The following is a 26,975-nucleotide window of genomic DNA, read 5'->3' on the forward strand; positions in this document are numbered from 1 at the left end:
GGCCCCGGCCTGCGCGTTCGCATTTTCACGGTAAAGATACGTGACTAGAAACAAACGCCCCACCTGGCCCTGGCATGGGCTGACCGCGCTGATCCTCCTGCTGATCGGCCTGGCCATCTGGTATTCCACCTCGCTGATCTCCTACGAGTGGCGCTGGAACCGCGTTCCCCAGTACTTCGCCTACCAGGCGGAGGAGCCGCAGCGCGCCGAGAGCGTGTCGCGGGTGGAGAAGATCGAGGACTCCGGCCGCGAGGCCCGCGTCACCCTGGTCGACGACGAAGGCACCCGGCAGGTGCTGAACGTGGCCGGCGACAGCCTGCAGTTCGCCGAGAACGACGACGTCGACGAAGGCGACGTGGTCGGCGTGCAGCGCCACTGGGCCGCCGGCCCGCTGGCCTGGGGGCTGTGGACCACGCTGTGGATCTCCTTCGTGTCCGGCGCCATCGGCCTTGCGATCGGCCTGTTCACCGGCCTCTGCCGGCTGTCGAAGAACCCCACGCTGCACGACCTGTCGACGCTCTATGTCGAGCTGGTGCGCGGCACGCCGCTGCTGGTGCAGATCTTCATCTTCTACTTCTTCATCGGCACCGTGCTCAACCTGTCCCGCGAGTTCGCCGGGGTGGCGGCGCTGGCGCTGTTCACCGGCGCCTACGTGGCCGAGATCGTCCGCGCCGGCGTGCAGTCCATCGCCCGCGGCCAGGACGAGGCGGCGCGCTCCCTGGGCCTGAACGCGGCGCAGTCGATGCGCCACGTGATCCTGCCGCAGGCCTTCAAGCGCGTGCTGCCGCCGCTGGCCGGGCAGTTCATCAGCCTGGTCAAGGACACTTCGCTGGTCTCGGTGATCGCCATCACCGAGCTGACCAAGAGCGGCCGCGAGGCCATCACCACCTCGTTCTCCACCTTCGAGATCTGGTTCTGCGTGGCCGCGCTCTACCTCGTCATCAACCTGCCGCTGTCGCACCTGGCCGGGCGGCTGGAACGGAGGCTCGGGCAAAGTGATTGAAGTCCGCAACCTGACCAAGGTGTTCGACACCCGCGGCCACGTGGTGCGCGCGGTGGACGACGTGACCACCCGCGTGGACAAGGGCGAGGTGGTGGTGGTGATCGGGCCCTCGGGCTCGGGCAAGTCCACCTTCCTGCGTTGCCTCAACGGCCTGGAGGAGTTCGACTCCGGCTCGGTGAGCATCGACGGCCTCGACCTGGCCGACCCGAAGACCGACATCAACGCCTACCGCCGCGAAGTCGGCATGGTGTTCCAGCACTTCAACCTGTTCCCGCACATGACCGTGCTGGAGAACCTGTGCCTGGCGCAGAAGGTGGTGCGCAAGCGCGGCAAGGCCGAGCGCGAGGCGAAGGCCCGGGCGCTGCTGGAGAAGGTCGGCATCGGCCAGAAGGCCAACGAGTACCCCTCGCGCCTGTCCGGTGGCCAGCAGCAGCGCGTGGCCATCGCCCGTGCGCTGTGCATGGACCCCAAGGTGATGCTGTTCGACGAGCCGACCTCGGCGCTGGACCCGGAGATGGTCGGCGAGGTGCTGGACGTGATGAAGGCCCTGGCGGTGGAAGGCATGACCATGGTCTGCGTCACCCACGAGATGGGCTTCGCCCGCGAAGTGGCCGACCGCGTGCTGTTCTTCGACCACGGCAGGCTGCTGGAGGACGCGCCGCCCGCGCGGTTCTTCGAACAGCCGGCCGACCCGCGGGCGCAGAGCTTTTTGCGGCAGGTGCTTTGAGCGTTTGGTGAATGAAGAAGCCGCCTCTTGGGGCGGCTTTTTTATTACCTGCAGGAGCGAGCTTGCTCGCGAATGGTGTTCACCACAGGCATTCGCCAAGAGCACCCTCTCCCCAGCCCTCTCCCTGAAGGGAGAGGGAGCCGTCTGGCGTTGCTTAGAAGTCCAGCGTCATCCTGCAAGCCCGCTGTTTCCGGCGAGTACTGAAGAACCACTTCACGCCGAACAGTCCCCTCTCCCTTCAGGGAGAGGGTTAGGGAGAGGGAGCTGCGTTCAACCGATACGCAGTTGCCAAAGGGAAACACGGTTCGCGAGCAAGCTCGCTCCTACAGGCCCTGCGTACGGGCAAGTTCCGTAGGATGGGTGGAGCGAAGCGATACCCATCCTACGAAAGCATCCCGGCGCCACCTTTCCCGCCCACAAGAAAAAACCGCCCCAGGGGGCGGTTTCTTCAACGGCTGGCTATCAGCGGTTGCGCGTCAGCAGAGCCGGGCGTTCGCCCTTGTCGCGGCGCGGTTCCAGTTCTTCCAGCTGCTCGGCGGTGGGGAAGCGGTCGCCGCGGACCAGGTCGCGCTTGTTGATCACCACCGGCTGGCGGGTCGGCTTGGCGGCGCCGTACTCGCTCGGCTCGCGCAGCGGTGCATCGCTCATCAGCGAAGGTTGGCCCTTGCCGCCGCGCTTGCGGGCGGCGCGCTGCTTGCCCTGGGCGTTGCCACCCTGGCCGCCGCGGGCCTGGCCGTTGGCGTTCTTGCCGCGGCCGGCCTGGCCACCCTGGCCGGTGCCTTTCTGGCCCTGTTTGCCCTGCTGCTTCTGGCCTTGGCCCTGACCTTGACCCTGGCCCTGGCCGCGGGCGCGCTGGCCTTGCGGGGCCTGCTGGCCCTGGCCGCCACGGCGGCGCTGGCCACGGACCACGTCCTTGTCCGGGAAGGGACTGACGTAGTCGGCGCGGTTGCCGAAGTTGTCGTAGTCGTCGTCGAGGAACTCCTCGGGGTCGCGGTCCGTACCCTGGGCCTGCGGCTTGGGTTGCCTGGGTGGCTTGGGCTGGCTGTCGCCGCGCGGGGCCTGCTGGCCCTGCTGCTCGCCCTGGGCCTGGACGTCGCCCTTCTTCTTGCCGCGGCCACCACGGCGGCGGCGCTTGCCGGCCGGCTTGTCGCCCTGCTCGGCGCCGTCTTCGGCCTGGGTGATGGCTGCGGCGGGTTGTGCCTGCTGCTCCTTGTCCCTGGGCTTGCGCTCGCGCTTGGCCTTGTCCTTGCGCGGCTGGCGCTGGGGCTGTTCCCTGGGCTCGGGCAGGGCCACTTCCGGCAGCGTCGCCTCGGGGTCGAAGCCCTGGGTGTCGCCGGCGGGAATCTGCTGCCTGGTCAGGCGCTCGATGGCCTTGAGCAGCTTCTCTTCCTCGGGGGCCACCAGCGAGATGGCCTCGCCGCTGCGCCCGGCACGGCCGGTGCGGCCGATACGGTGGACGTAGTCTTCCTCGACGTTGGGCAGCTCGTAGTTGACCACGTGGGGCAACTGGTCGATGTCCAGGCCGCGGGCGGCGATGTCGGTGGCCACCAGGATGCGCACGTCGTTGGCCTTGAAGTCGGCCAGGGCCTTGGTGCGCGCGTTCTGGCTCTTGTTGCCGTGGATCGCGGCGGCCGGCAGGCCGTGCTTGCTCAGGTATTCGGCGAGGCGGTTGGCGCCGTGCTTGGTGCGGGTGAAGACCAGCACCTGCTCCCAGGCGCCCAGTGTCACCAGGTGGGCCAGCAGGGCGCGCTTCTGCGCCGAGGGGATGCGGAACACGCGCTGCTCGATGCGCTCGACGGTGGTGTTCGGCGGGGTGACCTCGATGCGCTCGGGGTTGTGCAGCAGCTTGTTGGCGAGGTCGGTGATGTCTTTCGAGAAGGTCGCCGAGAACAGCAGGTTCTGGCGCTTGGGCGGCAGCTTGGCGAGGACCTTCTTGACGTCGTGGATGAAGCCCATGTCGAGCATGCGGTCGGCTTCGTCGAGGACCAGGATCTCCACGCGGGAGAGGTCGACGCTGCCCTGGCCGATGAGGTCGAGCAGGCGGCCGGGGCAGGCCACCAGCACGTCGACGCCCTTGGCCATGGCCTGGACCTGCGGGTTCATGCCGACGCCGCCGAAGATGCAGGCGCTCTTGAGCGGCAGGTCGCGGGCATAGACCTTGAAGCTGTCGTGCACCTGGGCGGCCAGTTCGCGGGTCGGGGTCAGCACCAGCACGCGCGCCTGGCGCGGGCCGTGGCGGTGTTCGCGGTCGGGGTGGCCTTCGGGGAACAGGCGCTCGAGCACCGGAAGGGCGAAGCCACCGGTCTTGCCGGTGCCGGTCTGGGCCGCGACCATCAGGTCGCGACCTTGCAATACGGCGGGAATCGCCCGCTCCTGGACAGGGGTGGGCTGGCTGTAGCCCGCCGCCTCTACTGCGCGGGCCAGCGCCTCGGAGAGACCGAGGGAGGAAAAGGACATGCGGGGTATTCCTATATGGGCCGGCGGCTGGCCGGCGAAAGTGAAGTCACCAAGTTCTTCGAACTCCTCTGTGCCCTCGTCCCCTGGCGGGGATGAGGGGCGGCGCGGGGCGCTGCGTATGCACCCAGGGCCGAGCTACTGGCAGGGGCCCTCGCGGGCTCCTCCGGGGGCCGGCGGCGAAGGCCGCCGGCCTGGGTTTGCGCCCGGCCCCGGAAGGCGAGAGGCGCTGCCAGCGCTGGCCTGCCGTTCAGAGCAGGTCCTGCTGGCGTAGGTGCCGGCGTATCGCCTCGAGCCTTGGGCCGAGGAGATGACGCAACACCTTGTGGTTCAGCCATTCACCGAGCTGTTCTTCCACCGGCTGGTCGGGGTGGCGCTCGATGACGTTGGTCGCGGCCTTTTCCCACCAGACGGGGCCGCAGGCCCGGTCGAACTCGTTGTCGTAATCATGGCACCCGTAGAACAGCTCCAGGCTGAACTGGCGCATCGGGGCCGGCAACGGCAGTGTTCTCAGCTTGTACAGCAAGCGCGCGGCCCGTGGTGGGCGCGGCAGGCGGTCGGTCACCAGTTGGGTGTCGTCGAGAGCCGGGGTGCTGAGAAGGGACGTTCGGTGCTTGTGCAGCCAGGCCTGGACTTTCGCCCGGAACAACTGCTTGCGGCTCCAATAATGGTGGATGAGGTCGGTACAACCGACAGGTTCCAGTTGTCTGTAGGCCGCAATCGCCAGAACGAACTCTTCAAGATTATAGGCTGCGCGGGCAATTGGGTAGAGGTCATCCATCAATTCCAACGAACGGTCGAGTACGCCGGCGTCTTCGCGGGCCAGCCCGATCACCCCGGAATTGATCATCGGCGTCCGTTCGTCGGCCAGCCCGCGGGCCTTCAGGGGCTCGGTCAGTTGCCGGTAGACGGCAGCCGGCGAGTCGCCCAGCAGGTGGCTGACGGCGTTGCACAGCAGGGCGCCGGGCCGCACGCGGGCGAACAGCCGGGCGGGCGATACGCGGAAGAAGGTGTCGGTGTCGATCAGCACGGCGGCGGGCCTTTCGTCGAGCACCTGGCGCAGGGCCACGTGCTTGGCGCGGAAGTGGTAGCGGTGCGGCCCGTACCAGCCGGCCAGGGTGCGCTCGTCGAGGCGGCGCACCCGCACCGGCAGCCCGGCGTAGGGGGCGCCGTCATCGGTGATGACCTGGATGTCCAGGTGCAGCTGCGGCGTTTCCCGCGCGCGGGCGATGGCGCTGGCGATGCTGAACAGGGCTTCCTGGTGGTAGGTCTGGCGACCGTACACCAGGTAGATCAGGGACGGGGCATGTGCCATGCCATGTGCAACCTCTAGCGTCCTGGCCGGTGAACCGCCGCCCGCTGCGGGCGGCGGAACGCCGTTGCGCTAGCGGGGCAGCTTCAGGTTTTTCCACAGTGCCAGGCTGGGGTCGGCCTGGTTCAGCGTATAGAAATGCAGACCAGGGGCGCCGCCGTCCAGCAGGCGTTCGCACATTTCGGTGATCACCTGCTCGCCGAAGGACTGGATGCTGGCGATGTCGTCGCCATAGGCTTCCAGCTGCTTGCGGATCCAGCGGGGAATCTCGGCGCCACAGGCATCCGAGAAACGCGCCAGCTTGGAGTAGTTGGTGATCGGCATGATGCCCGGGACGATCGGGATGTCGACGCCCAACTTCTGTGCACGCTCGACGAAGTGGAAATAGCTGTCGGCGTTGAAGAAATACTGCGTGATTGCACTGTCGGCCCCGGCCTTGACCTTGCGTACGAAATTGGCCAGATCGTGCTCGGAATTGCGAGCCTGCGGATGAACTTCCGGGTAGGCAGCGACTTCGATGTGGAAGTGGTCGCCGCTCTCGGCGCGGATGAACTCCACCAGCTCGTTGGCGTAGCGCAGCTCGCCGCTGGCCATGCCCATGCCCGAGGGCAGGTCGCCGCGCAGGGCGACGATGCGCTGGATGCCGGCGTCCTTGTAGTGGGCGAGCAGGGCGTGCAGCTCGGCCTTGGTGTCGCCGACGCAGGACAGGTGCGGCGCGGTGGGTATGCCCACCTCGCCGTCCAGCTGCAGGACGGTGACCAGGGTACGGTCGCGGGTGGAGCCACCGGCGCCGTAGGTGCAGGAGAAGAAGTCCGGCTTGTAGCCGGCCAACTGGCGCGCGGTGGCCAGCAGTTTTTCATGCCCGGCTTCGGTCTTGGCGGGGAAGAACTCGAAGCTGAAGCGGCGTTCTTGAGACGACATAGGAGAAGGTTCCCTTCTCAGCGGCGAGCCTCAAGCCACAAGCTGCAAGCGGGGCCGAGCCCTGCTTGCAGCCTGCAGCCTGCAGCTTGCAGCTGCTCTTAGTAGCGATAGGTATCCGGCTTGAACGGACCTTCGACGGTAACGCCGATGTACTCGGCCTGTTTCGGCGTCAGCTGGGTGACCACGCCGCCGAAGCCCTTGACCATCTCCAGGGCGACTTCCTCGTCGAGTTTCTTCGGCAGCACCTCGACGCTCAGGCGCTTGGCCTTTTCGCTGGCCGGCAGGTCGGCGAACTTGCGCTCGAACAGGTGGATCTGCGCCAGCACCTGGTTGGCGAAGGAGCCGTCCATGATCCGCGACGGGTGGCCGGTGGCGTTGCCCAGGTTCACCAGGCGGCCCTCGGCGAGCAGGATCAGGTAGTCGTCGTTGTGCGGATCGAAGCCGTCCTTGCCGGTGCGGTGGATCTTGTGCACCTGCGGCTTGACCTCTTCCCAGGCCCAGGTCTTGCGCATGAAGGCGGTGTCGATCTCGTTGTCGAAGTGGCCGATGTTGCAGACCACGGCGCGCTTCTTCAGGGCCTTGAGCATGCCGGCGTCGCAGACGTTGACGTTGCCGGTGGTGGTGACGATCAGGTCGATCTTGCCCAGCAGCGCGGTGTCGACGCTGGCCTCGGTGCCGTCGTTCACGCCGTTCTTGTACGGGGACACCACTTCGAAGCCGTCCATGCAGGCCTGCATGGCGCAGATCGGGTCGACTTCCGCGACCTTGACGATCATGCCTTCCTGGCGCAGCGACTGCGCCGAGCCCTTGCCCACGTCGCCGTAGCCGATCACCAGCGCCTGCTTGCCCGACAGCAGGTGGTCGGTGCCGCGCTTGATGGCGTCGTTGAGGCTGTGGCGGCAGCCGTACTTGTTGTCGTTCTTGCTCTTGGTCACCGAGTCGTTGACGTTGATCGCCGGGACTTTCAGGGTGCCGGCCTTGAGCATGTCGAGCAGGCGGTGCACGCCGGTGGTGGTCTCTTCGGTGATGCCGTGGATCTTCTCCAGCATCGCCGGGTATTTCTTGTGCAGGATCTCGGTCAGGTCACCGCCGTCGTCCAGCACCATGTTGGCGTCCCACGGCTGGCCGTCCTTGAGGATGGTCTGCTCGATGCACCATTCGTATTCCTGCTCGGTCTCGCCCTTCCAGGCGAACACCGGGATGCCGGCGGCGGCGATGGCGGCGGCGGCCTGGTCCTGGGTGGAGAAGATGTTGCAGGAGGACCAGCGCACTTCGGCGCCCAGGGCGACCAGGGTCTCGATGAGCACGCCGGTCTGGATGGTCATGTGGATGCAGCCGAGGATCCTGGCGCCTTTGAGCGGCTGGCTGGCGGCGTACTTGCGGCGCAGGCCCATCAGCGCCGGCATCTCGGATTCGGCGATGATCAGCTCGCGGCGGCCCCAGGCGGCCAGGGAAATGTCGGCGACCTTGTAGTCGGTGAAACCGGCAGGCGTCATGACAGCGCTCATGCGTAACTCTCCATTCGTTGTCTGCGAATGGGCGCCGTTGATGCGTTAACGGCCGGCGGACGCCGACCGGGACGCGCCCCGTCCGAGCCTGACAGGCTGAACCCGGTGCGGGTCCGGCCTGCTGCAGCGCCCCTCGGAACGGGTGGCGGGAACGGCCGGAGCGGAGCCGGCCGGTGAAGCCTGCGGATTATAGCGATGCCGGGCGGCAAGCCAAAGGTTTTCCGTCGTCCGCCGGGCCCGCCCGCGCCGCGCCAGGGGCCGTGAATACCCTGGCGCGGCGGCGCGCGGGTTCAGATCACGCCCTGCTCGCGCAGCTTGCCGATGGCGGCGGCGTCCAGGCCGAGCACATCCTCGAGTATCTGCTCGGTGTGCTGGCCGAGGGTCGGCGGGGCGTTGCGGTACTCGACGGGGGTCTGCGACAGGCGGATCGGGCTGGCCACCTGCGGCACGGTCCCGGCCAGCGGGTGCGGCAAGTCCACGCGCAGGCCGCGGGCGATCACCTGCGGGTCGGCGAACACCTGGGCCAGGTCGTTGATCGGCCCGCAGGGCACGCCGGCCTGCTCCAGTTCGGCGATCCACTGCGCGGTGGTGCGCATCACCGTGGCCTGGCGGATCAGCGGGATCAGCACGTCGCGGTGGGCGACCCGCGCCTTGTTGCTGGCGAAGCGTTCGTCGTCGGCCCATTCCGGGTGCCCGGCCAGCTCGCAGAACTTGCGGAACTGCCCGTCGTTGCCGACGGTGAGGATCATGTCGCCGTCGGCGGTGGGGAAGTCCTGGTAGGGCACGATGTTCGGGTGGGCGTTGCCCAGCCGGCGCGGCGGGATGCCGGTGGTCAGGTAGTTCAGCGTCTGGTTGGCCAGGCAGGCCACCTGCACGTCGAGCAGGGCCATGTCGATGTGCTGGCCGATGCCGCTGACGTCGCGGTGGGCGAGGGCGGCGAGGATGGCGGTGGCCGAATACAGGCCGGTGAGGATGTCGGTCAGCGCCACGCCGACCTTCACCGGGCCGGCGCCTTCCTCGGTGTCGGAGCGCCCGGTGATGCTCATCAGCCCGCCCAGGCCCTGGATCATGAAGTCGTAGCCGGCGCGCTTGGCGTAGGGGCCGGTCTGGCCGAAGCCGGTGATGGAGCAGTAGATCAGCTTCGGGTTGAGCTGCTTCAGCGACGCGTAGTCCAGGCCGTAGGCCTTGAGGCCGCCGACCTTGAAGTTCTCCAGCACGATGTCGGCCTTGGCCGCCAGCTCGCGCACCAGGCGCTGGCCCTCGGGCTGGGTGAAGTCGATGGTGAGGGATTTCTTGTTGCGGTTGGCCGACAGGTAGTAGGCCGCCTCGCTGGTGTCGCGGCCCTCGGCGTCCTTGAGGAACGGCGGGCCCCAGGCGCGGGTGTCGTCGCCGCTGCCAGGCCGTTCGATCTTGATCACTTCGGCGCCGAGGTCGGCGAGGATCTGCCCGGCCCAGGGGCCGGCCAGGACGCGGGAAAGGTCGAGAACGCGGATATGGGACAGAGCAGACATACGTCAGCCTCAAGCGGTAAGCCACAAGCTGCAAGCAAAGCGGCTTTCGCTTATGGCTTGCAGCTTGCGGCTTGTAGCTGCCTTAGAAGAAGGCCTGGATTCCGGTCTGGGCGCGGCCGAGGATCAGCGCGTGGACGTCGTGGGTACCCTCGTAGGTGTTCACCACTTCCAGGTTGACCAGGTGGCGGGCCACGCCGAACTCGTCGGAGATGCCGTTGCCGCCGAGCATGTCGCGGGCCATGCGGGCGATGTCCAGGGCCTTGCCGCAGCTGTTGCGCTTCATGATCGAGGTGATTTCCACCGCGGCGGTGCCTTCGTCCTTCATCCGGCCCAGGCGCAGGCAACCCTGCAGGGCGAGGGTGATCTCGGTCTGCATGTCGGCCAGCTTCTTCTGGATCAGCTGGTTGGCGGCCAGCGGGCGGCCGAACTGCTTGCGGTCCAGGGTGTACTGGCGGGCGGTGTGCCAGCAGGCCTCGGCGGCGCCCAGGGCGCCCCAGGAGATGCCGTAGCGCGCCGAGTTCAGGCAGGTGAACGGGCCGCGCAGGCCGCGCACCTCGGGGAAGGCGTTCTCTTCGGGGACGAACACGTTGTCCATCACGATCTCGCCGGTGATGGAGGCGCGCAGGCCGACCTTGCCGTGGATGGCCGGGGCGGACAGGCCTTCCCAGCCCTTCTCCAGGACGAAGCCGCGGATCTGGCCTTCGTCGTCCTTGGCCCAGACCACGAAGACGTCGGCGATCGGGCTGTTGGTGATCCACATCTTGGCGCCGGACAGGCGATAGCCGCCGTCGACCTTCCTGGCGCGGGTGATCATCGAGCCCGGGTCGGAGCCGTGGTTCGGCTCGGTCAGGCCGAAGCAGCCGATCCACTCGCCGCTGGCCAGCTTGGGCAGGTACTTCTGGCGGGTGGCCTCGTTGCCGAACTCGTGGATCGGCACCATGACCAGGGACGACTGCACGCTCATCATCGAGCGGTAGCCGGAGTCGACGCGCTCGACCTCGCGGGCGATCAAGCCGTAGCACACGTAGTTCAGGCCGCTGCCGCCGTACTCGGCGGGGATGGTCGCGCCGAGCAGGCCGGTCTCGCCCATCTCGCGGAAGATCGCCGGGTCGGTCTGCTCGTGGCGGAAGGCCTCCAGCACGCGCGGGGCCAGCTTGTCCTGGGCGAACTGCTGGGCGCTGTCGCGCACCATGCGCTCTTCTTCGGTGAGTTGCTGATCCAGCAGCAGCGGGTCTTCCCAGTTGAAGCTTGCTTTGGTGGCCATCGGGTTACCTCGGGGCAGTGACAGGGTGTCCGACCAGTTTAGGCGGACGCAGTGCGGTCGATCCTAGTCAGCCGCCGACCGGTGCGGCAACCGACTAATTCGCACGCTGTTGTGCTATTTTCTCACTCCGTGATTGCCGGGGCCCCATGAAACGAATGTTTGAATGGCCTGTTTCCCGGGCTTCGCGGATCACGAGATTCCCAAGAGGCATTCGATGCGGCGCAAGATCCCCACCACCGCAGCGCTGGTCAGCTTCGAGTCGGCGGCGCGCCATGAAAGCTTCACCAAGGCCGCCGAGGAACTGTCGCTGACGCAGAGCGCCATCTGCCGGCAGATCGCCGGGCTCGAGGCGTTCCTCGGCGTCGAGCTGTTCCGCCGCTCGCGGCGCGGCGTCAAGCTCACCGAGGCGGGGCTGGGCTACAGCCGGCGCATCGCCGCGCGGCTCGACGCGGTGGAGCGCGACACCCTGGCGGTGATGGGCCAGCAGGGCGGCGGCAGCATCGAGCTGGCCGTGGTGCCGACCTTCGCCACCCAGTGGCTGCTGCCGCGGCTGAAGACCTTCAAGGGCCTGTACCCGGAGGTCACGGTGAACCTGACCAACCGCACCCGGCCCTTCCTCTTCGCCGACACCGACTTCGACTGCGCCCTGTACTTCGGCGACGGCGCCTGGTCCGGCACCGTGAAGCACTTCCTCATGCGCGAGAACCCGGTGCCGGTGTGCAGCCCCGAGCTGCTCGAGGGCCGCGCCAGCCTCGGCGCCGAAGAAATCGCCGCGCTGCCGCTGATGCAGCAGACCACCCGGCCCTACGCCTGGCGCCAGTGGTTCGGCTCCCTGGGCATGAGCGTCGCCCACGATATGAGCGGCACCCGCTACGAACTGTTCTCCATGCTCGCCCAGGCCGCCATGCTGGGCATGGGCGTGGCGCTGATCCCGCCCATGCTGATCCAGCGCGAGCTGGCCGAGGGCCGGCTGATCGTGGCGATGCAACATGCCTATTTGAGCGAAAACGCCTATTACCTGATGATCCCCGAGCGCAAGGTGGAGTCCGCCATCGTCCGCGCCTTCCGCGACTGGCTGGTGGAACAGGCGCGCATCTACCGCGAAGAGGCCGGCCTGGGCTGACCCCGGGCGGGCGCGAAGCGGCGATCCGCGCGATAATTGCGCAGCCGGCGGGGCTCGGCCCGTCATCGCGCTCACGAGGCGCAACCAGCAAGGAGTCACCATGAATTTCCACACCCGCAAATGGGTCAAACCCGAAGACCTCAACCCCAACGGCTCGCTGTTCGGCGGCAGCCTGCTGAAGTGGATAGACGAGGAGGCGGCCATCTACGCCATCGTCCAGCTGGGCAACCAGCGCGTGGTCACCAAGTTCATCTCCGAGATCAACTTCGTCAGCTCGGCGCGCACCGGCGACATCATCGAGATGGGCATCACCGCCACCGACTTCGGCCGCACCTCGATCACCCTGACCTGCCACGTGCGCAACAAGATCACCCGCAAGAGCATCCTCACCATCGACAAGATGGTCTTCGTCAACATGGGCCCGGACGGCCTGCCGGCGCCCCACGGCAAGACCGAGATCACCTACATCAAGGACCAGTTCAAGGACGACGACATCGACGAGGCCTGAACCGGGCCCCGGCCTGGCGCCTGCCTCCGGGCCCGCAGCGACGCCGGAGGCTTTGCATCCGCGCGGTTTCGTGTGAGCCTGTGCCCGCCCACGGCGGGTGCGGGCCAACGCGCTCCCCTGCCGTACCACCACAGAAGAAGACCGGGGAGACACCATGCAAGCGCCCATCGCATCCACGCTGCGCCGCCTCGTCGCGGCCACCTGCTGCGCCGTCCTGCTGGGCGGCGCCGCCCAGGCCGCCGAGCCCAAGGCCGACCTCAAGCCCGAGGCCGGCACCTTCAAGATGGGCATGCAGCCCTGGCTGGGCTACGGCCAGTGGTACGTCGCCGAACAGGCCGGGGCCTTCAAGGCCAACGGCCTGGACCAGGTCGAACTGGTCAACTTCACCGAAGACAAGGACATGAACGCCGCCCTGGCCAGCGGCCAGATCGACGGCGGCAACCTCGCCACCCACACCGCCATGGCCATGGTCGCCGCCGGCCTGCCGGTGAAGATCGTCCTGCTGCTGGACCAGAGCACCAGCGCCGACGCGCTCATCGTCGACCCCTCGATCAAGACGCTGAAGGACCTCAAGGGCAAGCAGGTCGCCTTCGAGGAGGGCACCACCAGCGACATCCTCCTGCACAGCGCGCTGCGCAAGGCCGGCCTGAGCCTCGCCGACGTGCAGCCGGTGCCGATGCCGGCGGCCAACGCCGGTTCCGCGCTGATCGCCGGCCAAGTGCCGGCGGCGGTGACCTACGAGCCCTACCTGAGCGCGGCCAGGCAGCAGAACCCGAAAGTGAACCTGCTGTACAAGGGCTCCGACGACCCGGGCATCATCAGCGACGTGTTCGTGGTCCGCGACGAGGTGCTCAAGCAGCGCCCCGGCCAGGTGCTGGCCCTGCTCAAGAGCTGGGAAGCCGGCCTGAAGCACTACCAGGCCCACACCGCCGAAGGCCGCGCGGCCATCGCCAAGGGCGTCGGCGCCGAGCCGGCGGAGCTGCAGAGCGCCTTCGACGGCGTGCGCTTCTATTCCCTGGGCGAGAACAAGGCCGAGCTCAAGGGCGCCTTCGTCAAGGAGTCCTTCGGGCACATCCAGAAGGCCGCCACCGAGGCCGGCATCATCGAGCAGCCGGTGACCCCGGAGCAGGCCGTCGACGCGCGCTTCGCCGAGGCGCTCTGACGCACCCCGCGCGCCGGCCGCAGGGCCGGCGCGCGCTACCCCCGTTACCCCGAGCCTTGCATGAACGCCCGTAAACCTTCCCCGCTGTTCGTCATCGGCAAGCCGCTGGCGCGCCGCCACCTGCTGCTGATCGGCGGCGGCGTGTTCGTCCTGCTGGCCCTGGCCTGGTGGGCGGCCGGCGCCAGCGGCGCGGTGCCGAAGATCTTCCTGCCGGCCCCCGGCGACGTCTGGGCGCGCATGCTCAGGCTGGCCGCCGACGGCACCCTGTGGGCCGACCTGAAGGTCAGCGTCTACCGCATCCTGGTGGCCTTCGCGATTTCCTCGGCGATGTCCATCGTCATCGGCGTGTTCGCCGGCTGCTACGGCTTCTGGAAGGCCGCCACCGAGCCGCTGGTGGACTTCGTGCGCTACATGCCGGTGGTGGCCTTCGTGCCGCTGAGCATCCTCTGGGCCGGCACCAGCGACTTGCAGAAATTCCTCATCATCTGGATCGGCACCTTCTTCCAGCAGGTGCTGATGGTGATGGACGCCATCAAGCGCGTGCCGCCGGACTTCGTCGGCCTCGGCCGGACCCTGGGCATGCCGGACCGGCGCATCCTCCTGAAGATCGTCCTGCCCAGCGCCCTGCCGGGCATCTGGGACGCCCTGCGGATCAGCCTCGGCTGGGCCTGGACCTGGCTGGTGCTGGCCGAGCTGGTGGCCGCCACCTCGGGCCTGGGCTACCGCATCGTGGTGTCGCAGCGCTTCTTCCAGACCGACACCATCATCGGCTACATCCTGCTGCTCGGCCTGCTGGGGCTGGTCACCGACCAGGCCATGCGCGCCGCCGAGCGCGTCCTGTTCCGCTACAACCGGAGGCGCGGCTGATGGCGACCCTGGAGATTTCCGGCCTGAACAAGAGCTTCCAGGTCGGCAAGCAGCGCCGCGAGGTGCTGCGCGACATCGACCTGACCCTGGCGGACAACGAGTTCGTCTCCATCGTCGGCACCTCCGGCTGCGGCAAGAGCACCCTGCTGTCCATCGCCGCCGGGCTCGAGGACTTCGACAGCGGCAGCGTCAGGGTCGACGGCGTGCCCATCGCCGGCCCCGGCCTGGACCGCGGCGTGGTGTTCCAGGCCTACACCCTGCTGCCCTGGCTGACCGCGCGGCAGAACGTCGAGTTCGCCCTCAAGGCCGCCGGCCGCTCGCGCGCCGAGTGCCGCGAGATCGCCGCCGAGCACCTGCAGCTGGTGAGGCTGGAGAAGTTCGCCGACGCCTACCCCACGGAGCTTTCCGGCGGCATGAAGCAGCGCGTGGCGATCGCCCGGGCGCTGTCCTACCGGCCGAAGATCCTGCTGATGGACGAGCCCTTCGGCGCGCTGGACGCCATGACCCGCCACCAGATGCAGGAACTGCTCACGCGCATCTGGGAGACGCACCGGCTGACGGTGATGTTCGTCACCCACGACGTCGAGGAGGCGGTCTACCTGTCCGACCGCATCGTGGTCATGGGCCTGGGCCCGGGGCGGATCAAGACCACCTTCGAGGTGGACCTGCCCCGCCCGCGCCGCGAGGAGATGGCCGGCAGCGCCGGGTTCATCGAGCTGCAGCGCCAGGTGCTGCGCTCGATCCGCGAGGAAGAGGCCGGCGCCGCCGTGCTCTGAGCTTCACCAGCGGCCGGAGGCCCCGCCGCCGCCGCTGGAACCGCCGCCACCGCCGAAGCCGCCACCACCCCGGCCACCGAAGCCGCCGCCGCCGAAACCGCCGCCGCGCCCGCCGCGGAAGAAGCCGGCCGGCAGGAGGAAGAAGGGGTAGGCGATGAGGGCGAAGACGAAGGCGCTGACACCGTTGTTGACCAGCGCGGCGAAGCTGAAGGTCAGCACCAGGCTGAGCAGCCCGGCCAGCACGCCGACCGCGACGCTGCACGCCACGTAGCGGCCGAAGCTGCGCTGGCGCATGAACGGCAGCGGCAGCAGGCGCCCCAGCAGCGGCACGCCGGCCAGCAGGGCGAACAGCGGCAGCAGGCTGCCGGCCGGCAGGCCCAGGTCGTCGCCCTGGGCGGCTTGCTGCGGCTCGGGCAGCGCCTCGCCGTCGATCAGCTTTTCCAGGCTGTCCACCCCGGCCTGCACGCCGCCGGCGAAGTCGCCTTCGCGAAAGCGCGGCGCCATCTGCTCGCGGATGATGCGCCCGGCCAGGGCATCGGTGATGGCGCCCTCCAGGCCGTAGCCGACCTCGATGCGCAGGGCGCGGTCGTCCTTGGCCACCACCAGCAGCACGCCGTCGTCCACGCCCTTGCGGCCCAGCTTCCACTGTTCGAAGGCGCGCACTGCGTACTGCTCGATGCTCTCCTCGCCGGTGCTGGGGATCATCAGCACCGCCAGCTGCGCGCCCTTGCGCTGCTCCAGGGCCGCCAGCCGCTGTTCCAGCCGGCCGCGCTGCTGGGCGTCGAGGGTGGCGGTGAGGTCGGTGACCCGCGCGCTCAGCGGCGGCACGGCCACCTCGGCCTGCGCCAGGCCCGCGCCGCACAGCAGGGCCAGCGCCAGCAGCCAGGCGCGCATGCTCATTGCGCCGGTTGCGGCTGCGGCGTGCCGAAGTCGACCTTGGGCGCGGTGGAGATGGCCGCCTCGTTCTCCACGCTGAAGTTGGCCTTGGGCTGGTAGCCGAAGAGCTTCGCGGTGATCACCTGCGGGAACTGGCGGATCAGCACGTTGTAGTCCTGCACCGCCTTGACGTAGCGGCCGCGGGCCACGGTGATGCGGTTCTCGGTGCCTTCCAGCTGCGTCAGCAGGTCCTTGAACAGGCCGTCGGCCTTGAGCTGTGGATAATTCTCGGTGACCACCAGCAGCCGCGAGAGCGCCGAGCTGAGTTCGCCCTGGGCCTGCTGGAAGCGCTGCATGGCCGCCGCGTCGCCGAGCTGGTCGGCGTTGAGGGTGGTGCTGCCGACCCTGGCCCGGGCCTCGGTGACCTGGGTGAGCACGGCGGCCTCGTGGGCGGCGTAGCCCTTCACGGTGTTGACCAGGTTGGGCACCAGGTCGGCGCGTCGCTGGTACTGGTTGAGCACTTCGGACCAGGCCGCCTTGACCTGTTCGTCGCCGGCCTGCATGGCGTTGTAGCCGCAGCCGGTGAGCAGGGAGACGAGGACGTAGCAGCACAGGAACTTGAGCATTCGGGGCATGGCAGGGGACTCTGTCGATCGCGAAACCCCCAGTCTAGACCAGCCACGCGCCCCGGTGCGGGGTCGCCTGCACGGTTCAGGGCTTTCCGAGGCTTGCCGGGCATGGGGGATGAAGCGATAGAATCGAAACTGGTCTATACCAGGAAGTCCCCGCCTTGTTCGCCACCGCCCTGGTGCTGCTGGCCGCCGTGCTCCACGCGGCCTGGAACACCCTCGTCAAGTTCAGCGCCGACCGCCTGCTGGTGGTGGCCTGCATGGATGTCGTCGGCCTGCTCGTGGCCCTCGCCCTGCTGCCCTGGATCAGCCTGCCGCCGGCCGACGTCTGGCCCTGGCTGGGCAGCGCCGTGGCCCTGCAGCTGGTCTACCGGGTGCTGCTGATCCAGGCCTACAAGGTCGGCGACCTTGGCCTGGTGTACCCGCTGATGCGCGGCCTGTCGCCGCTGGTGGTGCTGGCCCTGACCCTGCTGGTGGGCGGCGAGCAGCTCAGCGACCGGCAGGTCCTGGGCATCCTGCTGATCCCCGTGGGCATGCTGTTCCTGCTCAAGGGCGGCGGCGGCTCGCGGTTGCCCTGGGTCGCCTTTCCCATCGTGCTGCTGATGGGCCTGTGCATCGGCAGCTACACCTGGACCGACGGCCATGCCCTCAAGCGCTGGCCGCAGCCACTGGACTACCTGGTGTGGCTGACGCTGCTCTCCGGCGTGCCTTTCCCGCTGCTCGCCCTGGGCGCCCGCACCCGCGCCTTCGCGCGCTTCTGGCAGACGCAGTGGAAGCTCGGCCTGAGCGTCGGCCTCTGCGTGATGGCCAGCTACGGCCTGGTGCTCTGGGCCATGCAGCTGGGCTCGGTGGCCGAGGCCGCGGCGCTGCGCGAGACCAGCGTGGTGCTGGTGGTGCTGTTCGGCATGCGCTTCCTCAAGGAACCCTTCGGCCTGCCGCGCCTGCTGGCCTGCAGCCTGGTGCTGGCGGGAATGCTGGTGATGAAACTCTGATATTGGCTGCAATGGCGGGCCTATCCGCTTGGCGGCCACAGACACTCGCCTATGCTTGGCAGCAACCTGCCATCTTCCCAGCCGACGAGACCTCCGTTCATGCCCATCGCCTTCTGGTGCATCCTCATCGCCCTGTTCCTGCCCTACCTGGGCACCAGCATCGCCAAGTTCACCGGCGGCGGCTTCGGCCCCCGGCAGAACCACGACCCGCGCACCTTCCTGGCCAGCCTGGAGGGCTACCGCAAGCGCGCCAACGCCTTCCAGCTGAACAGCTTCGAGGTCACCCCGGCCTTCGCCATCGCCGTGCTGGTGGCCTACGTGGTGGGCAATGCGGAACCGGCGACCCTCGACACCCTGGCCATCGCCTGGCTCACCAGCCGCCTGCTCTACCTGATCTTCTACCTCGCCGACCTGGCGCTGCTGCGTTCGCTGGTGTGGTTCGTCGGCATGGCGCTGATCGCCGCTTTCTTCGTGGTCTCTGCATGAAAAGCGCCTGAACCGCAGCTGAACGGCTCGCGCATCGCTGCGGCGCATCGCCGCAGACGGGCGCGCCGGCTCTGGATCAATGCCGGGCAGCGGCGGATAATCCGCCGCTCCCGTGTCTGGCCCGTTCCTACAAGAGTCCGCTCATGAAGCTGAAGACCCTGCTCGTCCTGCTGTTGGCCGGTGCCGCCCTGGCCGGCTGCCACCGCCTCGACCCGAATTCCCCGCTGGCCAAGCGCCAGGCGATCTTCAAGCAGATGCTGCACGCCAGCGAGGACATGGGCGGCATGCTGCGCGGCCGCGTCGTCTTCGACGCCGAGAAGTTCCGCGCCAACTCGGTGAAGCTCAACGAACTGGCCAGCCAGCCCTGGCAGTACTTCCCCACCAGCAAGCCGGCCGACGAGGGCGGCGACAGCCGCGCGAAGGATGAGCTGTGGCAGCGCCAACTGGAGTTCCAGGCCGACGCCAGGACCTTCCAGCAGGCCGCCGCCGCGCTGGAGGCCAACACCCGCCAGGCCACCCCGACCGCCGACGGCGTGCGCAAGGACCTGGCCGCGGTGGAAGACGCCTGCGAGGCCTGCCACAAGAAATTCCGCGCGCTCTGACGGGCGCTTGGCTTTCGTGGGAGCGAGCTTGCTTGCGAATGGTGGTAACCGGTTGGCGCGGTGTATTGGATGGACTCCGCTCCCTCTCCCTAACCCTCTCCCTGAAGGGCGAGGGTTAGGGAGAGGGGCGGACTTATCCCAGGCGCCATTGCCGCCGGGAGGCACTGTTCGCGAGCAAGCTCCTACAGGTAGCCAGCCAGCTACTCCTCCAGCTCCCGCTTGGCCTGCTCCAGCTCGGCGCGGGCCTCGGCCAGCTTGTTCTTGCGCTTCTCGATCTTCTCCGCGTCGCCCTTGTTCATGGCCTTGCGCAGGTCGTTCTCGCGCTGGCTGACCTCGTGCTCGGCGTCCAGTACGCGGCGGGTGCGCTTCTGCGCCAGGCTGCCGTCGGTGCAGTAGGTCCTCGCCTGCTCGAGGGCCGTCTCCAGGCCGGCGATGGCGCCCTTGTCGCCGCGGGCGCGGGCTTCCTCCAGCTTGCTGGCGATGGCCGCCTGCTTGGCGGCGCAGCCGGTCAGGGGTTGCGCGGGTTCCGCGGCGAAGGCGCTGGCGGCGAACAGTGCGGCGAGGGTCAGGGTAATGGTTCGGAACATTCTCGGGTCCTGCGTTACCAAATGAGATATCGATGCTGGCGAACGTCTAGAGTTTGCCATTAAGTGCGCGCGTGGGGGTTGCCCCACGGCAGTCCGCGGCCTGGTCGATCCGTTGAGCACGCTCCGTCGGGCGGAGCGGGGGAGGCTGGATGCGTATCGCGATTCGCCTGGTTCAGGCGCTGATCCTGCTGTTGCTGGCGGCCCTGCTGGCGGGCGCCTGGTACCTGCTGCCCGGCGAGCAGCTGCGCCCGCCGATGCTCACCGGGGTGAGCGAGGACAGCTCCCTGCGCGCCGGCGGCCTGCGCCGCGGCTACGTGCTCTACGTGCCGCCCAGCCTGGCGCCGAACCCGGCGCTGCTGGTGGTGCTGCACGCCTCGCGCAGCAACGGCCAGCTGATGCGCCGCGACAGCGGCTTCGGCTTCGACGCCCTGGCCGACCGCGACGGCTTCCTGGTGCTCTACCCGGACGGTTTCGAGGGCCACTGGAACGACTGCCGCAAGGCCGCCAGCTACAGCGCGCGGACCCGCAACGTCGACGACGTGGCCTTCCTCACCCGGCTGGTGCGCCGGGTGCAGCGCGAGCGCCAGGTGGACCCGCAGCGGGTGTTCTTCGCCGGCTACTCCAACGGCGGGCAGATGGCCCTGCGCATGGCCGCGGAATCCAAACTGCCCCTGGCCGGCATCGCCCTGGTGGCGGCCAGCCTGCCGAGCGCGGAAAACGACGCCTGCGCGGCGCAGCAGCGGGCCGTGGCGGCGCTGTTGATGAACGGCACACGCGACCCGATCAACCCCTACGACGGCGGGCGGGTGAAGCTGTTCGGCTTCGGCGACCGCGGCGAGGTGCTCTCCAGCGAGGCCTCGGCCGGCGAGCTGGCGCGGCGCAACGGCATCGGCGCGGCGGCGCAGCGCGAGCCGCTGACACGCCCCGGCCCGGTCTGGTCGGAGCGCTGGCAGTGGCAGGGCGAAGGGCTGCCGCCGGTGGAGCTGGTGAGCGTGCACGGCGGCGGCCACCTGTTGTCGCAGCCGGGTTATCGGCCGCCGCGCCTGCTCGGCATCGCCGACCCCGAGCTGGACGGGCCGGCGGAGATCTGGCGCTTCTTCAACCAGTTGCCAGTGGCTCAGACGTCCACGGTGCCGTAGGGATCGAAGCCGCCCCTTTCGCCCGGGTAGCCGCCCGGGTTGGCTACCACCCGGGTACGGCCGATGCGGTAGTCCAGGGCATCGTGCACGTGGCCGTGCAGCCACAGGTCGCACTGCTGCACCAGCTGTTCCAGGTCCGAGGCGAAGGCCGGCGACAGGCTGTCGCCGACGTATTGCGGCGGGATGGAGCGGGCGCTGGGCGCATGGTGGGTGACCACCACGGTCGGCCCGGCGAAGGGCTCGGCCAGCTGCGCCGCCAGCCAGTCCCGCGAGGCCTCGAACAGCTGCTGGCTGAGCGCCGGGGTGAAGGGCGCGGTGAACCAGTCGATGCAGCTGAAGTCGGGCATCAGCCGCAGCGCGCGCTGCAGCGTCAGCGGCAGGCTCTCCTCGCCGTAGAGCAGGAAGTCCGTCCACAGGGTGGCGCCGAGGATGCGCACGCCATCGATGACCAGCGCGTCGTTCTCCAGGAAGTGGATGTCCAGGGCGCGGGCCAGGTTGCGCATGGCCTGGGTCAGCTCGGGCAGGTCCGAGTTGTAGAACTCGTGGTTGCCGGCGACGTAGACCACCGGGGTGTCGGGAAAGGCCTCGCGGGCCCAGTGCAGGCCCTGCAGGTGTTCGTGGATGTCGCCGGCCAGCACCACCAGGTCGGCGTCCACCGCGGGCAGCTCGCGGCGGCCGCCGAAGTGTTCGTGGTGCAGGTCGGAGAGGACGCGGATACGCATGGCGGGGGCTCCTGGCTCGATCCGGCATTGTGCGACAGGCCCGCGGACTTGCCCAGCGCTTGACCTGTGTCATGGCAAGCTCGATCGACGGACAATTCCCACAGAGTATTCAGGGATGATTAAGGCCCCGCCGTCAGCTTCGAGCCAGGTAAGGCAATCCACGGGAGGCCCCATGAAATTCGTCTGGATCATTCTCGCCGCCGTGTTGGCGGCGTTCGGGCTGGCGCTGGTGCTCGACCCGCCCGCCACCTTCGATGTCTGGGTACTGCGCAAGCAGGCCATTCTGCTCAGCGGCGTCGCCGCCTTCGCGCTGATGTCGGCGATCATGCTCCTGGCGGTGCGCCCGGTCTGGCTGGAACGGCCGCTGGGCGGGCTCGACCGCATGTACCGCGCGCACAAGTGGGCGGGCATCCTGGCCATCGTCCTGAGCCTGCTGCACTACCTGCTGGAACTGGGCGGGCCGTTGCTGGCGGAGTTCGTCGCCAAGCCGGCGAAGGGGCCGCGGGTGGAGACCTTCCTCGACGTCTTCCGCGGCTCGGCCAAGGAACTGGGCGAGTGGTCGGCCTGGCTGCTCGCCGCCATGCTGGTGCTGACGCTCTGGCAGCGTTTCCCGTACCACCTGTGGCGCTACGTGCACAAGGCGCTGGCGCTGGTGTACCTGGTGCTGGCCTTCCATGGCGTGGTGCTGGCGCCGGCCGGCTACTGGACGCAGCCGCTCGGCTGGCTGCTGGCGCTGTGCGCGGCGGTGGGCTCGGTGTGCGCGCTGATCGCCCTGAGCGGGCGCATCGGCCGGCGGCGCGCCTACCGGGGCGTGGTGGTGGCGGTGGCGCGGCCCGGCGAGCGCATGCTGGAGGTCACCTGCCGGCTTGGCCGCAACTGGCGGCACAAGGCCGGGCAGTTCGCCTTCCTCACCTGCGACCGCCTGGAGGGCCAGCACCCCTTCAGCATTTCCAGCGCCGACCGCGGCAACGGCGAGGTGCGCTTCAGCATCAAGGCCCTGGGCGACTACACCCGGCGCCTGCAGGACGCCCTGGCGGTGGGCGATGCGGTGAAGGTCGAGGGGCCCTACGGCTGCTTCGACTTCCGCCGCGGCGGCGAGCGCCAGGTGTGGATCGCCGGCGGCATCGGCATCACGCCCTTCCTGGCCTGGCTGGAGGCGCTGCAGCAGCACCCGGCCGATGCGCCGGAGGTGGAACTGCACTACTGCGTGCGCAGCCCCGCCGACGCCATCTACGCCGGGCGCCTGCGCGAGCTGTGCGACGGCCTGCCCAGCGTCGCGCTGAAGGTCCACTACAGCGCCGAGGAGGGTTACCTGCGCGGCGACGACCTGGGCATGGCGCCGGATGCCGACGGCCGCTGGCCGAGCCTGTGGTTCTGCGGCCCCCAGGGCCTGGCCGACCTGCTGCGCCGCGACCTCGGCCGGCGCGGCATGCCGGCGCGCAATTTCCACCAGGAAGCCTTCCGCATGCGCTGAGGGCTCAGAAGCCCTCCACCCCGGCGGCGGCGAGCTGCTCGCCCAGGCGCCGCACCTCGCCGTCGGCGAAGAAGGCCTGCAGCTGCCGGGCGCGGACCGCTCCGATGCCCGGCAGCTGGCGCCAGTCGCCCGCCTGCCGGGCAGCCAGTTCGGCCCAGCGCTCGTTCGCCGGCAGCTCGTCGGCCTGGGGCGCGCCGAGGGCCCGCAGCCAGCGCGCGAAGGGCCGTTGCCTTGCGGCGCGGAACTGGCCGTGGAGGGCCTCGCCGCCGGGTACCTGCCGCAGGCTCTGCGCGGAGAGCTCCAGCCAGTCCAGCAGCCCTTCCAGGTGGCCAGCCCGCAGCAAGGCCCGCCAGGTTCCGGGGCCGACGCCTTCCAGGGCCAGCCCCTGCTCGCCGCCCAGCCAGGCGAGGCGGGCGAGGAACTGTTCCTCGCAGCCGGGCGTCGCCCGCCAGCAGCTGAGGGCGTGGTAGCGCCCGGCCGGCGGCGGTTGCACGGGCAGGCGCCGGGGTGAGCGCCAGACCACGCTTTCCACGCGGGGGATGGTCAGGCCGGCCAGGGCGATGGCCACCTGGTCGCCGGGGTGGATGTCCAGGGCCTGCCAGCGCTGCGTCGAGCCGAGGCTGACCTGGGCGATGCGGCGGTCATCCAGCATCACCGGCTGCAGTTCCAGCAGCGGCGTCACCCGCCCGGTGCGGCCGATGCGGAAATGCACCCGGCGCACCTCGGCCAGGGCCTGGCGGTAGGGGTATTTCCAGGCCAGCGCCCAGCTGGCGCCCCCGGCCTGCCAGGCATTCGCGGCGGGGCGCAGGCCCTGGCGGACGACGATGCCGTCGCTGGCGAAGGGCAGGGGGCTGCGGTACCAGTGCTCGCGCTGGCGCTGGATCGTCTCGAAGTCCGGTGCCGGCAGGGTAAGGGCGGCGCTCTCGGCGAAGCCCAGTTCTCGCATCAGCGCCAGGCGGGCCGGCATGTCCGTCGGGCCGAACGGCAGTTCCCAAACGAACAGCCCGACCTGCGCGACCTCCGCGCCCGGCTCGCCGCGGGCCATCAGCCCGGCCACCTTGCCGCGGGCGCCCAGGCCGCCCCGTTGCGCCTGCACGTGGCCCGGCAGGCGCCAGTAGAGTTCGCCCTGCAGTACCCGCCGGCCCACTCCGGGCAGGCGCTGCGGCACGGCCGGCAGGCGGCGGGCGTTGGCGGTCCAGTCCTGGCCGCGCAGGCCGTCGCCGCGGCTGATGGCCTGGCGCAGTTCGCCGTCCTGGTAGACCAGCGTCACGGCCACGCCGTCGACCTTGGGTTGCACCCAGAGGTCCTCGCGCCCCGCCATCCAGCGGCGGACGCCAGTGGCGTCGGCGGCCTTGTCCAGGCCGGTATGGGCCGCGGGGTGGCGCAGCCTGCCGCGGCTGGCCGGAAGCGCGGGGGGCGGCTCGATGGCGAGTTGTGGATAACAGCCGCGCCAAAGGCTGAAGCGTTGCCGGGCCTGGTCGTAGAGTTCATCAGCGATCGGGCTTGCGCCGCGCTGGTGGTAGGCCTGGTCCCAGGCTTCCAGTTGCTGGCGCAGGCCCAGCAGTTCTTCGCGGGCGTGGGCCTCCGGCCAGTCGGGGCAGGCCGTGGCCAGGGTTGGAACGAGCAGCAGGCAGGTGGTGAGCGGGGCTTTCATCGGCGGGCTTCCTTGCGCCTGGAAGGGGTTCCAGGCTAGGCGCGCCGCTGCCGCGAAGGGGCCGGGTGGGCTGTGGGAGGTTTCCGGGATGCCCTGGAACCGTAGGGCGAATAACCGTTCGCGGTTATCCGCCGTCGGCCGATGCGCCGAAGCCTGGCGGCGGATAACGCCCTGGGCGTTATGCGCCCTACAAAGAAAAAGCCCCGCCGGAGCGGGGCCTCTTCGTCGGGCGGACCTTACAGGCCGGCCGCGTCACGCAGGGCGGCGGCCTTGTCGGTGCGCTCCCAGGTGAAGGCGGTGAAGGTGTCGTCGCCGTAGGTCAGCTCGTACGGGTTGCGGCCGAAGTGACCGTAGGCCGCGGTGGGCTGGTACATCGGGTGCAGCAGGTCGAGCATCTTGGTGATGGCGTACGGGCGCAGGTCGAAGTGCTCGCGGACCAGCTGGACGATCTTGTCGTCGCCGATCCTGCCGGTGCCGAAGGTGTTCACCGAGATGGAGGTCGGCTGGGCCACGCCGATGGCGTAGGACACCTGGATCTCGCAACGCTCGGCCAGGCCCGCGGCGACGATGTTCTTGGCCACGTAGCGGCCGGCGTAGGCGGCGCTGCGGTCGACCTTGGACGGGTCCTTGCCGGAGAAGGCGCCGCCGCCGTGGCGGGCCATGCCGCCGTAGGAGTCGACGATGATCTTGCGCCCGGTCAGGCCGCAGTCGCCCACCGGGCCGCCGATGACGAAGTTGCCGGTCGGGTTGATGTGGAACTGGGTGTCCTTGTGCAGCAGCTCGGCCGGCAGCACGTGCTTGATGATCAGTTCCATCACGCCTTCGCGCAGGTCGGCGTAGGAGACTTCCGGGTTGTGCTGGGTGGACAGCACGATGGCGTCGATGCCGACCACCTTGCCGCCTTCGTAGCGGCAGGTGACCTGGCTCTTGGCGTCCGGGCGCAGCCACGGCAGCAGGCCGGACTTGCGCGCCTCGGCCTGGCGCTCGACCAGGCGGTGGGAGAAGCAGATCGGCGCCGGCATCAGCACGTCGGTCTCGTTGCTGGCGTAGCCGAACATCAGGCCCTGGTCGCCGGCGCCCTGGTCTTCGGGTTTGGCGCGGTCGACGCCCTGGTTGATGTCCACGGACTGCTTGCCGATGATGTTCAGCACGCCGCAGGTGGCGCCGTCGAAGCCGACGTCGGAGCTGTTGTAGCCGATGTCGATGATGACCTTGCGCACCAGCTCTTCCAGGTCGACCCAGGCCGAGGTGGTGACTTCGCCGGCGATGATGGCGACGCCGGTCTTCACCAGGGTCTCGCAGGCCACGCGGGCGTACTTGTCCTTGGCGATGATGGCGTCGAGCACCGCGTCGGAGATCTGGTCGGCGATCTTGTCCGGATGGCCTTCGGATACGGATTCGGAGGTGAAAATCGAGTATTCGCTCATCTAACGGTTCCTGTCTTTACCGGTGGGTGAGGACGCTTCGCGAATCCGGCTTGGCGAAATGCCGCACCTGGATCTGAAAGCCATTACGTAAACCAATGTACAAGCTCTCGCCGGGGGCGAGCCCCGCGGCATCGGCCCAAAGGGCCAGGTCTTCCTGTTCGAACCCCAGCCAGAGGTCCCCGCAGGCTTCGCGGGCCCAGCTCTGGTCGTGGCTGCACAGTTCGGTCACCAGCAGGCTGCCGCCCGGCTTCACCAGGCGCGCCAGCTGGCGCAGGGCCTCGGCGGGCGCCGCGAAATGGTGCAGCACCATGTTCAGCACCACGCAGTCGGCCGGTTCGGCGGCGTCGCGCAGGGCGTCGGCCAGGTCCAGCCGCACGTTCGTCAGCCCTGCCTCCAGGCAGCGCCGGCGGGCCAGGTCGAGCATGGCCACGCTGTTGTCCAGCGCGGTCACCCGCGCGAAACGCCGGGCCAGCTCGGGGAGGAACCCGCCGTCGCCGGGGCCGACTTCCAGCGCCGTGGCGCCGGGGGCGAAGCTCAGTGCGTCGAGCAGCGCCAGAACGCTTTCGCGGTATTGCGGCAGCCCCGCGATCAGGTCCTGCGTGGCCTGGAACTTCTCCGCGCTGCGGGCGAAGTAGTCGCGGCTGACCGCCGCACGCTGGGCATGCACCGCGGCGACGCGGGCGTCCACCTCGGCCGGCAGCGCCAGCTCGTCCACTTCCGCCAGCAGCGCCCCGTGCAGCTTGCCGCCGAGGCTGTCGGCCTGGGGCAGGGCGCGGCGGTAGAAGATCGCGTTGCCTTCGCGGCGCGTCGCCACCAGGCCGGCCTGGGCCAGCACCTTGAGGTGGTGGCTCATGCCCGACTGGCGGATGGCGAAGATCTGCGCCAGCTCCAGCACGCCGAACGAATCGTTGGCCAGCACCCGCAGCACGTTCAGCCGCAGCGGGTCGCCGCCGGCCTTGCACAGCGCGGCCAGCTCGTCGCAGGCATCGTGGCGGATCAGGGGCATGCGCAGGCTCATAGGGGGCGGAGTCTAGAGGCCCGCGGCGATGGTGGCAACGGCTGTATCAAAAAGTTTTGATATTGGAGACGGAAGGTAGCTGCAAGCGGCAAGCGGCAAGCCGCAAGCAAGGGCGGGGAGGGCGCGCGGGCCAAACGCAGGAGTTTGCAGTTTGCAGTTTGGAGCTTTGAGCTTTGAGCTTGTGGCTTGTGGCTTGTGGCTTGTGGCTTGCCGCTTCCGAACCGGCCGCCCGA

25 protein-coding genes and 1 riboswitch are annotated in these 26,975 nt (G+C 69.1%); of the genes, 12 read left to right on the plus strand and 13 right to left on the minus strand.

Annotation, left to right across the window (positions count from 1 at the left end):
• The first annotated feature begins 40 nt into the window (after positions 1-40).
• The gene (locus CHC02_RS02135) at positions 41-1,003 is read left to right on the plus strand and encodes an amino acid ABC transporter permease (protein WP_089389873.1); all 963 of its coding nucleotides are present in this window, start codon (positions 41-43) and stop codon (positions 1,001-1,003) included.
• On the plus strand, positions 996-1,730 hold the full coding sequence (locus CHC02_RS02140; RefSeq protein WP_089389874.1) for an amino acid ABC transporter ATP-binding protein: 735 nt from the start codon (positions 996-998) through the stop codon (positions 1,728-1,730). The genes CHC02_RS02135 and CHC02_RS02140 overlap by 8 nt, the downstream gene beginning before the upstream one ends.
• Positions 1,731-2,192: 462 nt before the next feature.
• On the opposite strand, the gene rhlE2 is transcribed toward CHC02_RS02140, so the two are convergent.
• From rhlE2 to CHC02_RS02170, 6 genes are all read right to left on the minus strand, one after another.
• A complete protein-coding gene (rhlE2, locus tag CHC02_RS02145; protein ID WP_089389875.1) occupies positions 2,193-4,187 on the minus strand; it encodes an RNA helicase RhlE2 in 1,995 nt (664 codons plus the stop codon).
• Between the two features lie 247 nt (positions 4,188-4,434).
• Positions 4,435-5,499 carry a hypothetical protein gene (locus tag CHC02_RS02150; protein ID WP_089389876.1) on the minus strand — a complete coding sequence of 355 codons (1,065 nt, stop codon included), beginning with the start codon at positions 5,497-5,499 and terminating at the stop codon, positions 4,435-4,437.
• A 69-nt stretch (positions 5,500-5,568) separates the two neighbouring features.
• Positions 5,569-6,417 (minus strand): methylenetetrahydrofolate reductase [NAD(P)H], encoded by an 849-nt coding sequence (gene metF, locus CHC02_RS02155; protein ID WP_089389877.1) that lies wholly within the window; start codon positions 6,415-6,417, stop codon positions 5,569-5,571.
• Positions 6,418-6,515: 98 nt separating this feature from the next.
• Positions 6,516-7,925 (minus strand): adenosylhomocysteinase, encoded by a 1,410-nt coding sequence (ahcY, locus tag CHC02_RS02160; RefSeq protein ID WP_089389878.1) that lies wholly within the window; start codon positions 7,923-7,925, stop codon positions 6,516-6,518.
• Positions 7,926-7,947: 22 nt separating this feature from the next.
• Positions 7,948-8,066: riboswitch (S-adenosyl-L-homocysteine riboswitch) on the minus strand.
• Between the two features lie 149 nt (positions 8,067-8,215).
• Complete coding sequence (locus CHC02_RS02165; protein WP_089389879.1) at positions 8,216-9,436, minus strand: CaiB/BaiF CoA transferase family protein; 1,221 nt, start codon at positions 9,434-9,436, stop codon at positions 8,216-8,218.
• Between the two features lie 82 nt (positions 9,437-9,518).
• A complete protein-coding gene (locus CHC02_RS02170; RefSeq protein ID WP_089389880.1) occupies positions 9,519-10,700 on the minus strand; it encodes an acyl-CoA dehydrogenase in 1,182 nt (393 codons plus the stop codon).
• A gap of 214 nt (positions 10,701-10,914) precedes the next feature.
• Between CHC02_RS02170 and CHC02_RS02175 the strand changes: the two genes are divergently transcribed.
• From CHC02_RS02175 to CHC02_RS02195, 5 genes are all read left to right on the plus strand, one after another.
• Positions 10,915-11,823: a LysR family transcriptional regulator gene (locus tag CHC02_RS02175; RefSeq protein WP_089389881.1), complete on the plus strand. Its 909-nt coding sequence runs from the start codon at positions 10,915-10,917 to the stop codon at positions 11,821-11,823.
• A 100-nt stretch (positions 11,824-11,923) separates the two neighbouring features.
• Positions 11,924-12,331 carry an acyl-CoA thioesterase gene (locus CHC02_RS02180; protein WP_089389882.1) on the plus strand — a complete coding sequence of 136 codons (408 nt, stop codon included), beginning with the start codon at positions 11,924-11,926 and terminating at the stop codon, positions 12,329-12,331.
• A 154-nt stretch (positions 12,332-12,485) separates the two neighbouring features.
• On the plus strand, positions 12,486-13,493 hold the full coding sequence (locus CHC02_RS02185; RefSeq protein WP_089389883.1) for an ABC transporter substrate-binding protein: 1,008 nt from the start codon (positions 12,486-12,488) through the stop codon (positions 13,491-13,493).
• Positions 13,494-13,553: 60 nt separating this feature from the next.
• Entirely contained in the window at positions 13,554-14,360 is an 807-nt protein-coding gene (locus tag CHC02_RS02190; protein ID WP_089389884.1) for an ABC transporter permease, read from the plus strand.
• Positions 14,360-15,136, plus strand: a complete 777-nt coding sequence (locus CHC02_RS02195) for an ABC transporter ATP-binding protein (protein ID WP_089389885.1) — start codon at positions 14,360-14,362, stop codon at positions 15,134-15,136. Before CHC02_RS02190 ends, CHC02_RS02195 begins: the two co-directional genes overlap by 1 nt.
• Positions 15,137-15,139: 3 nt before the next feature.
• Here the strand turns inward: CHC02_RS02195 and CHC02_RS02200 are convergent, their stop codons facing one another.
• Positions 15,140-16,030, minus strand: a complete 891-nt coding sequence (locus CHC02_RS02200) for a TPM domain-containing protein (RefSeq protein WP_244161014.1) — start codon at positions 16,028-16,030, stop codon at positions 15,140-15,142.
• A 2-nt stretch (positions 16,031-16,032) separates the two neighbouring features.
• Positions 16,033-16,647: a LemA family protein gene (locus CHC02_RS02205; RefSeq protein WP_089389887.1), complete on the minus strand. Its 615-nt coding sequence runs from the start codon at positions 16,645-16,647 to the stop codon at positions 16,033-16,035.
• Between the two features lie 155 nt (positions 16,648-16,802).
• Here CHC02_RS02205 and CHC02_RS02210 point away from each other — a divergent pair, with 155 nt between their 5' ends.
• The 3 genes from CHC02_RS02210 (at position 16,803) to CHC02_RS02220 (ending at position 18,721) form a co-directional block, all read left to right on the plus strand.
• Positions 16,803-17,633 carry an EamA family transporter gene (locus CHC02_RS02210; protein ID WP_089389888.1) on the plus strand — a complete coding sequence of 277 codons (831 nt, stop codon included), beginning with the start codon at positions 16,803-16,805 and terminating at the stop codon, positions 17,631-17,633.
• 99 nt (positions 17,634-17,732) lie between these two features.
• Positions 17,733-18,119, plus strand: a complete 387-nt coding sequence (locus tag CHC02_RS02215; RefSeq protein ID WP_089389889.1) for an MAPEG family protein — start codon at positions 17,733-17,735, stop codon at positions 18,117-18,119.
• Between the two features lie 143 nt (positions 18,120-18,262).
• Positions 18,263-18,721, plus strand: coding sequence for a c-type cytochrome (locus CHC02_RS02220; RefSeq protein WP_089389890.1), 459 nt, complete (start codon positions 18,263-18,265; stop codon positions 18,719-18,721).
• Positions 18,722-18,921: 200 nt separating this feature from the next.
• Here the strand turns inward: CHC02_RS02220 and CHC02_RS02225 are convergent, their stop codons facing one another.
• Complete coding sequence (locus tag CHC02_RS02225) at positions 18,922-19,308, minus strand: DUF1090 domain-containing protein (RefSeq protein WP_089389891.1); 387 nt, start codon at positions 19,306-19,308, stop codon at positions 18,922-18,924.
• A gap of 149 nt (positions 19,309-19,457) precedes the next feature.
• Between CHC02_RS02225 and CHC02_RS02230 the strand changes: the two genes are divergently transcribed.
• On the plus strand, positions 19,458-20,447 hold the full coding sequence (locus CHC02_RS02230) for a CE1 family esterase (RefSeq protein ID WP_089389892.1): 990 nt from the start codon (positions 19,458-19,460) through the stop codon (positions 20,445-20,447).
• On the opposite strand, the gene CHC02_RS02235 is transcribed toward CHC02_RS02230, so the two are convergent.
• Positions 20,426-21,169 carry a metallophosphoesterase gene (locus CHC02_RS02235; protein ID WP_089389893.1) on the minus strand — a complete coding sequence of 248 codons (744 nt, stop codon included), beginning with the start codon at positions 21,167-21,169 and terminating at the stop codon, positions 20,426-20,428. The genes CHC02_RS02230 and CHC02_RS02235 overlap by 22 nt on opposite strands.
• A gap of 172 nt (positions 21,170-21,341) precedes the next feature.
• Here CHC02_RS02235 and CHC02_RS02240 point away from each other — a divergent pair, with 172 nt between their 5' ends.
• Positions 21,342-22,643, plus strand: a complete 1,302-nt coding sequence (locus CHC02_RS02240; RefSeq protein WP_089389894.1) for a ferredoxin reductase family protein — start codon at positions 21,342-21,344, stop codon at positions 22,641-22,643.
• A 4-nt stretch (positions 22,644-22,647) separates the two neighbouring features.
• On the opposite strand, the gene ligB is transcribed toward CHC02_RS02240, so the two are convergent.
• The 3 genes from ligB to CHC02_RS02255 form a co-directional block, all read right to left on the minus strand.
• Entirely contained in the window at positions 22,648-24,297 is a 1,650-nt protein-coding gene (gene ligB / locus CHC02_RS02245; protein WP_089389895.1) for an NAD-dependent DNA ligase LigB, read from the minus strand.
• Positions 24,298-24,533: 236 nt separating this feature from the next.
• Positions 24,534-25,724 carry a methionine adenosyltransferase gene (gene metK, locus CHC02_RS02250; protein ID WP_089389896.1) on the minus strand — a complete coding sequence of 397 codons (1,191 nt, stop codon included), beginning with the start codon at positions 25,722-25,724 and terminating at the stop codon, positions 24,534-24,536.
• A gap of 16 nt (positions 25,725-25,740) precedes the next feature.
• On the minus strand, positions 25,741-26,742 hold the full coding sequence (locus CHC02_RS02255) for an ArsR/SmtB family transcription factor (RefSeq protein WP_089389897.1): 1,002 nt from the start codon (positions 26,740-26,742) through the stop codon (positions 25,741-25,743).
• Between the last annotated feature and the right edge of the window lie 233 nt (positions 26,743-26,975).

The organism is Pseudomonas delhiensis (assembly GCF_900187975.1).
GTDB classification, from domain to species: Bacteria; Pseudomonadota; Gammaproteobacteria; order Pseudomonadales; family Pseudomonadaceae; genus Pseudomonas; species Pseudomonas delhiensis.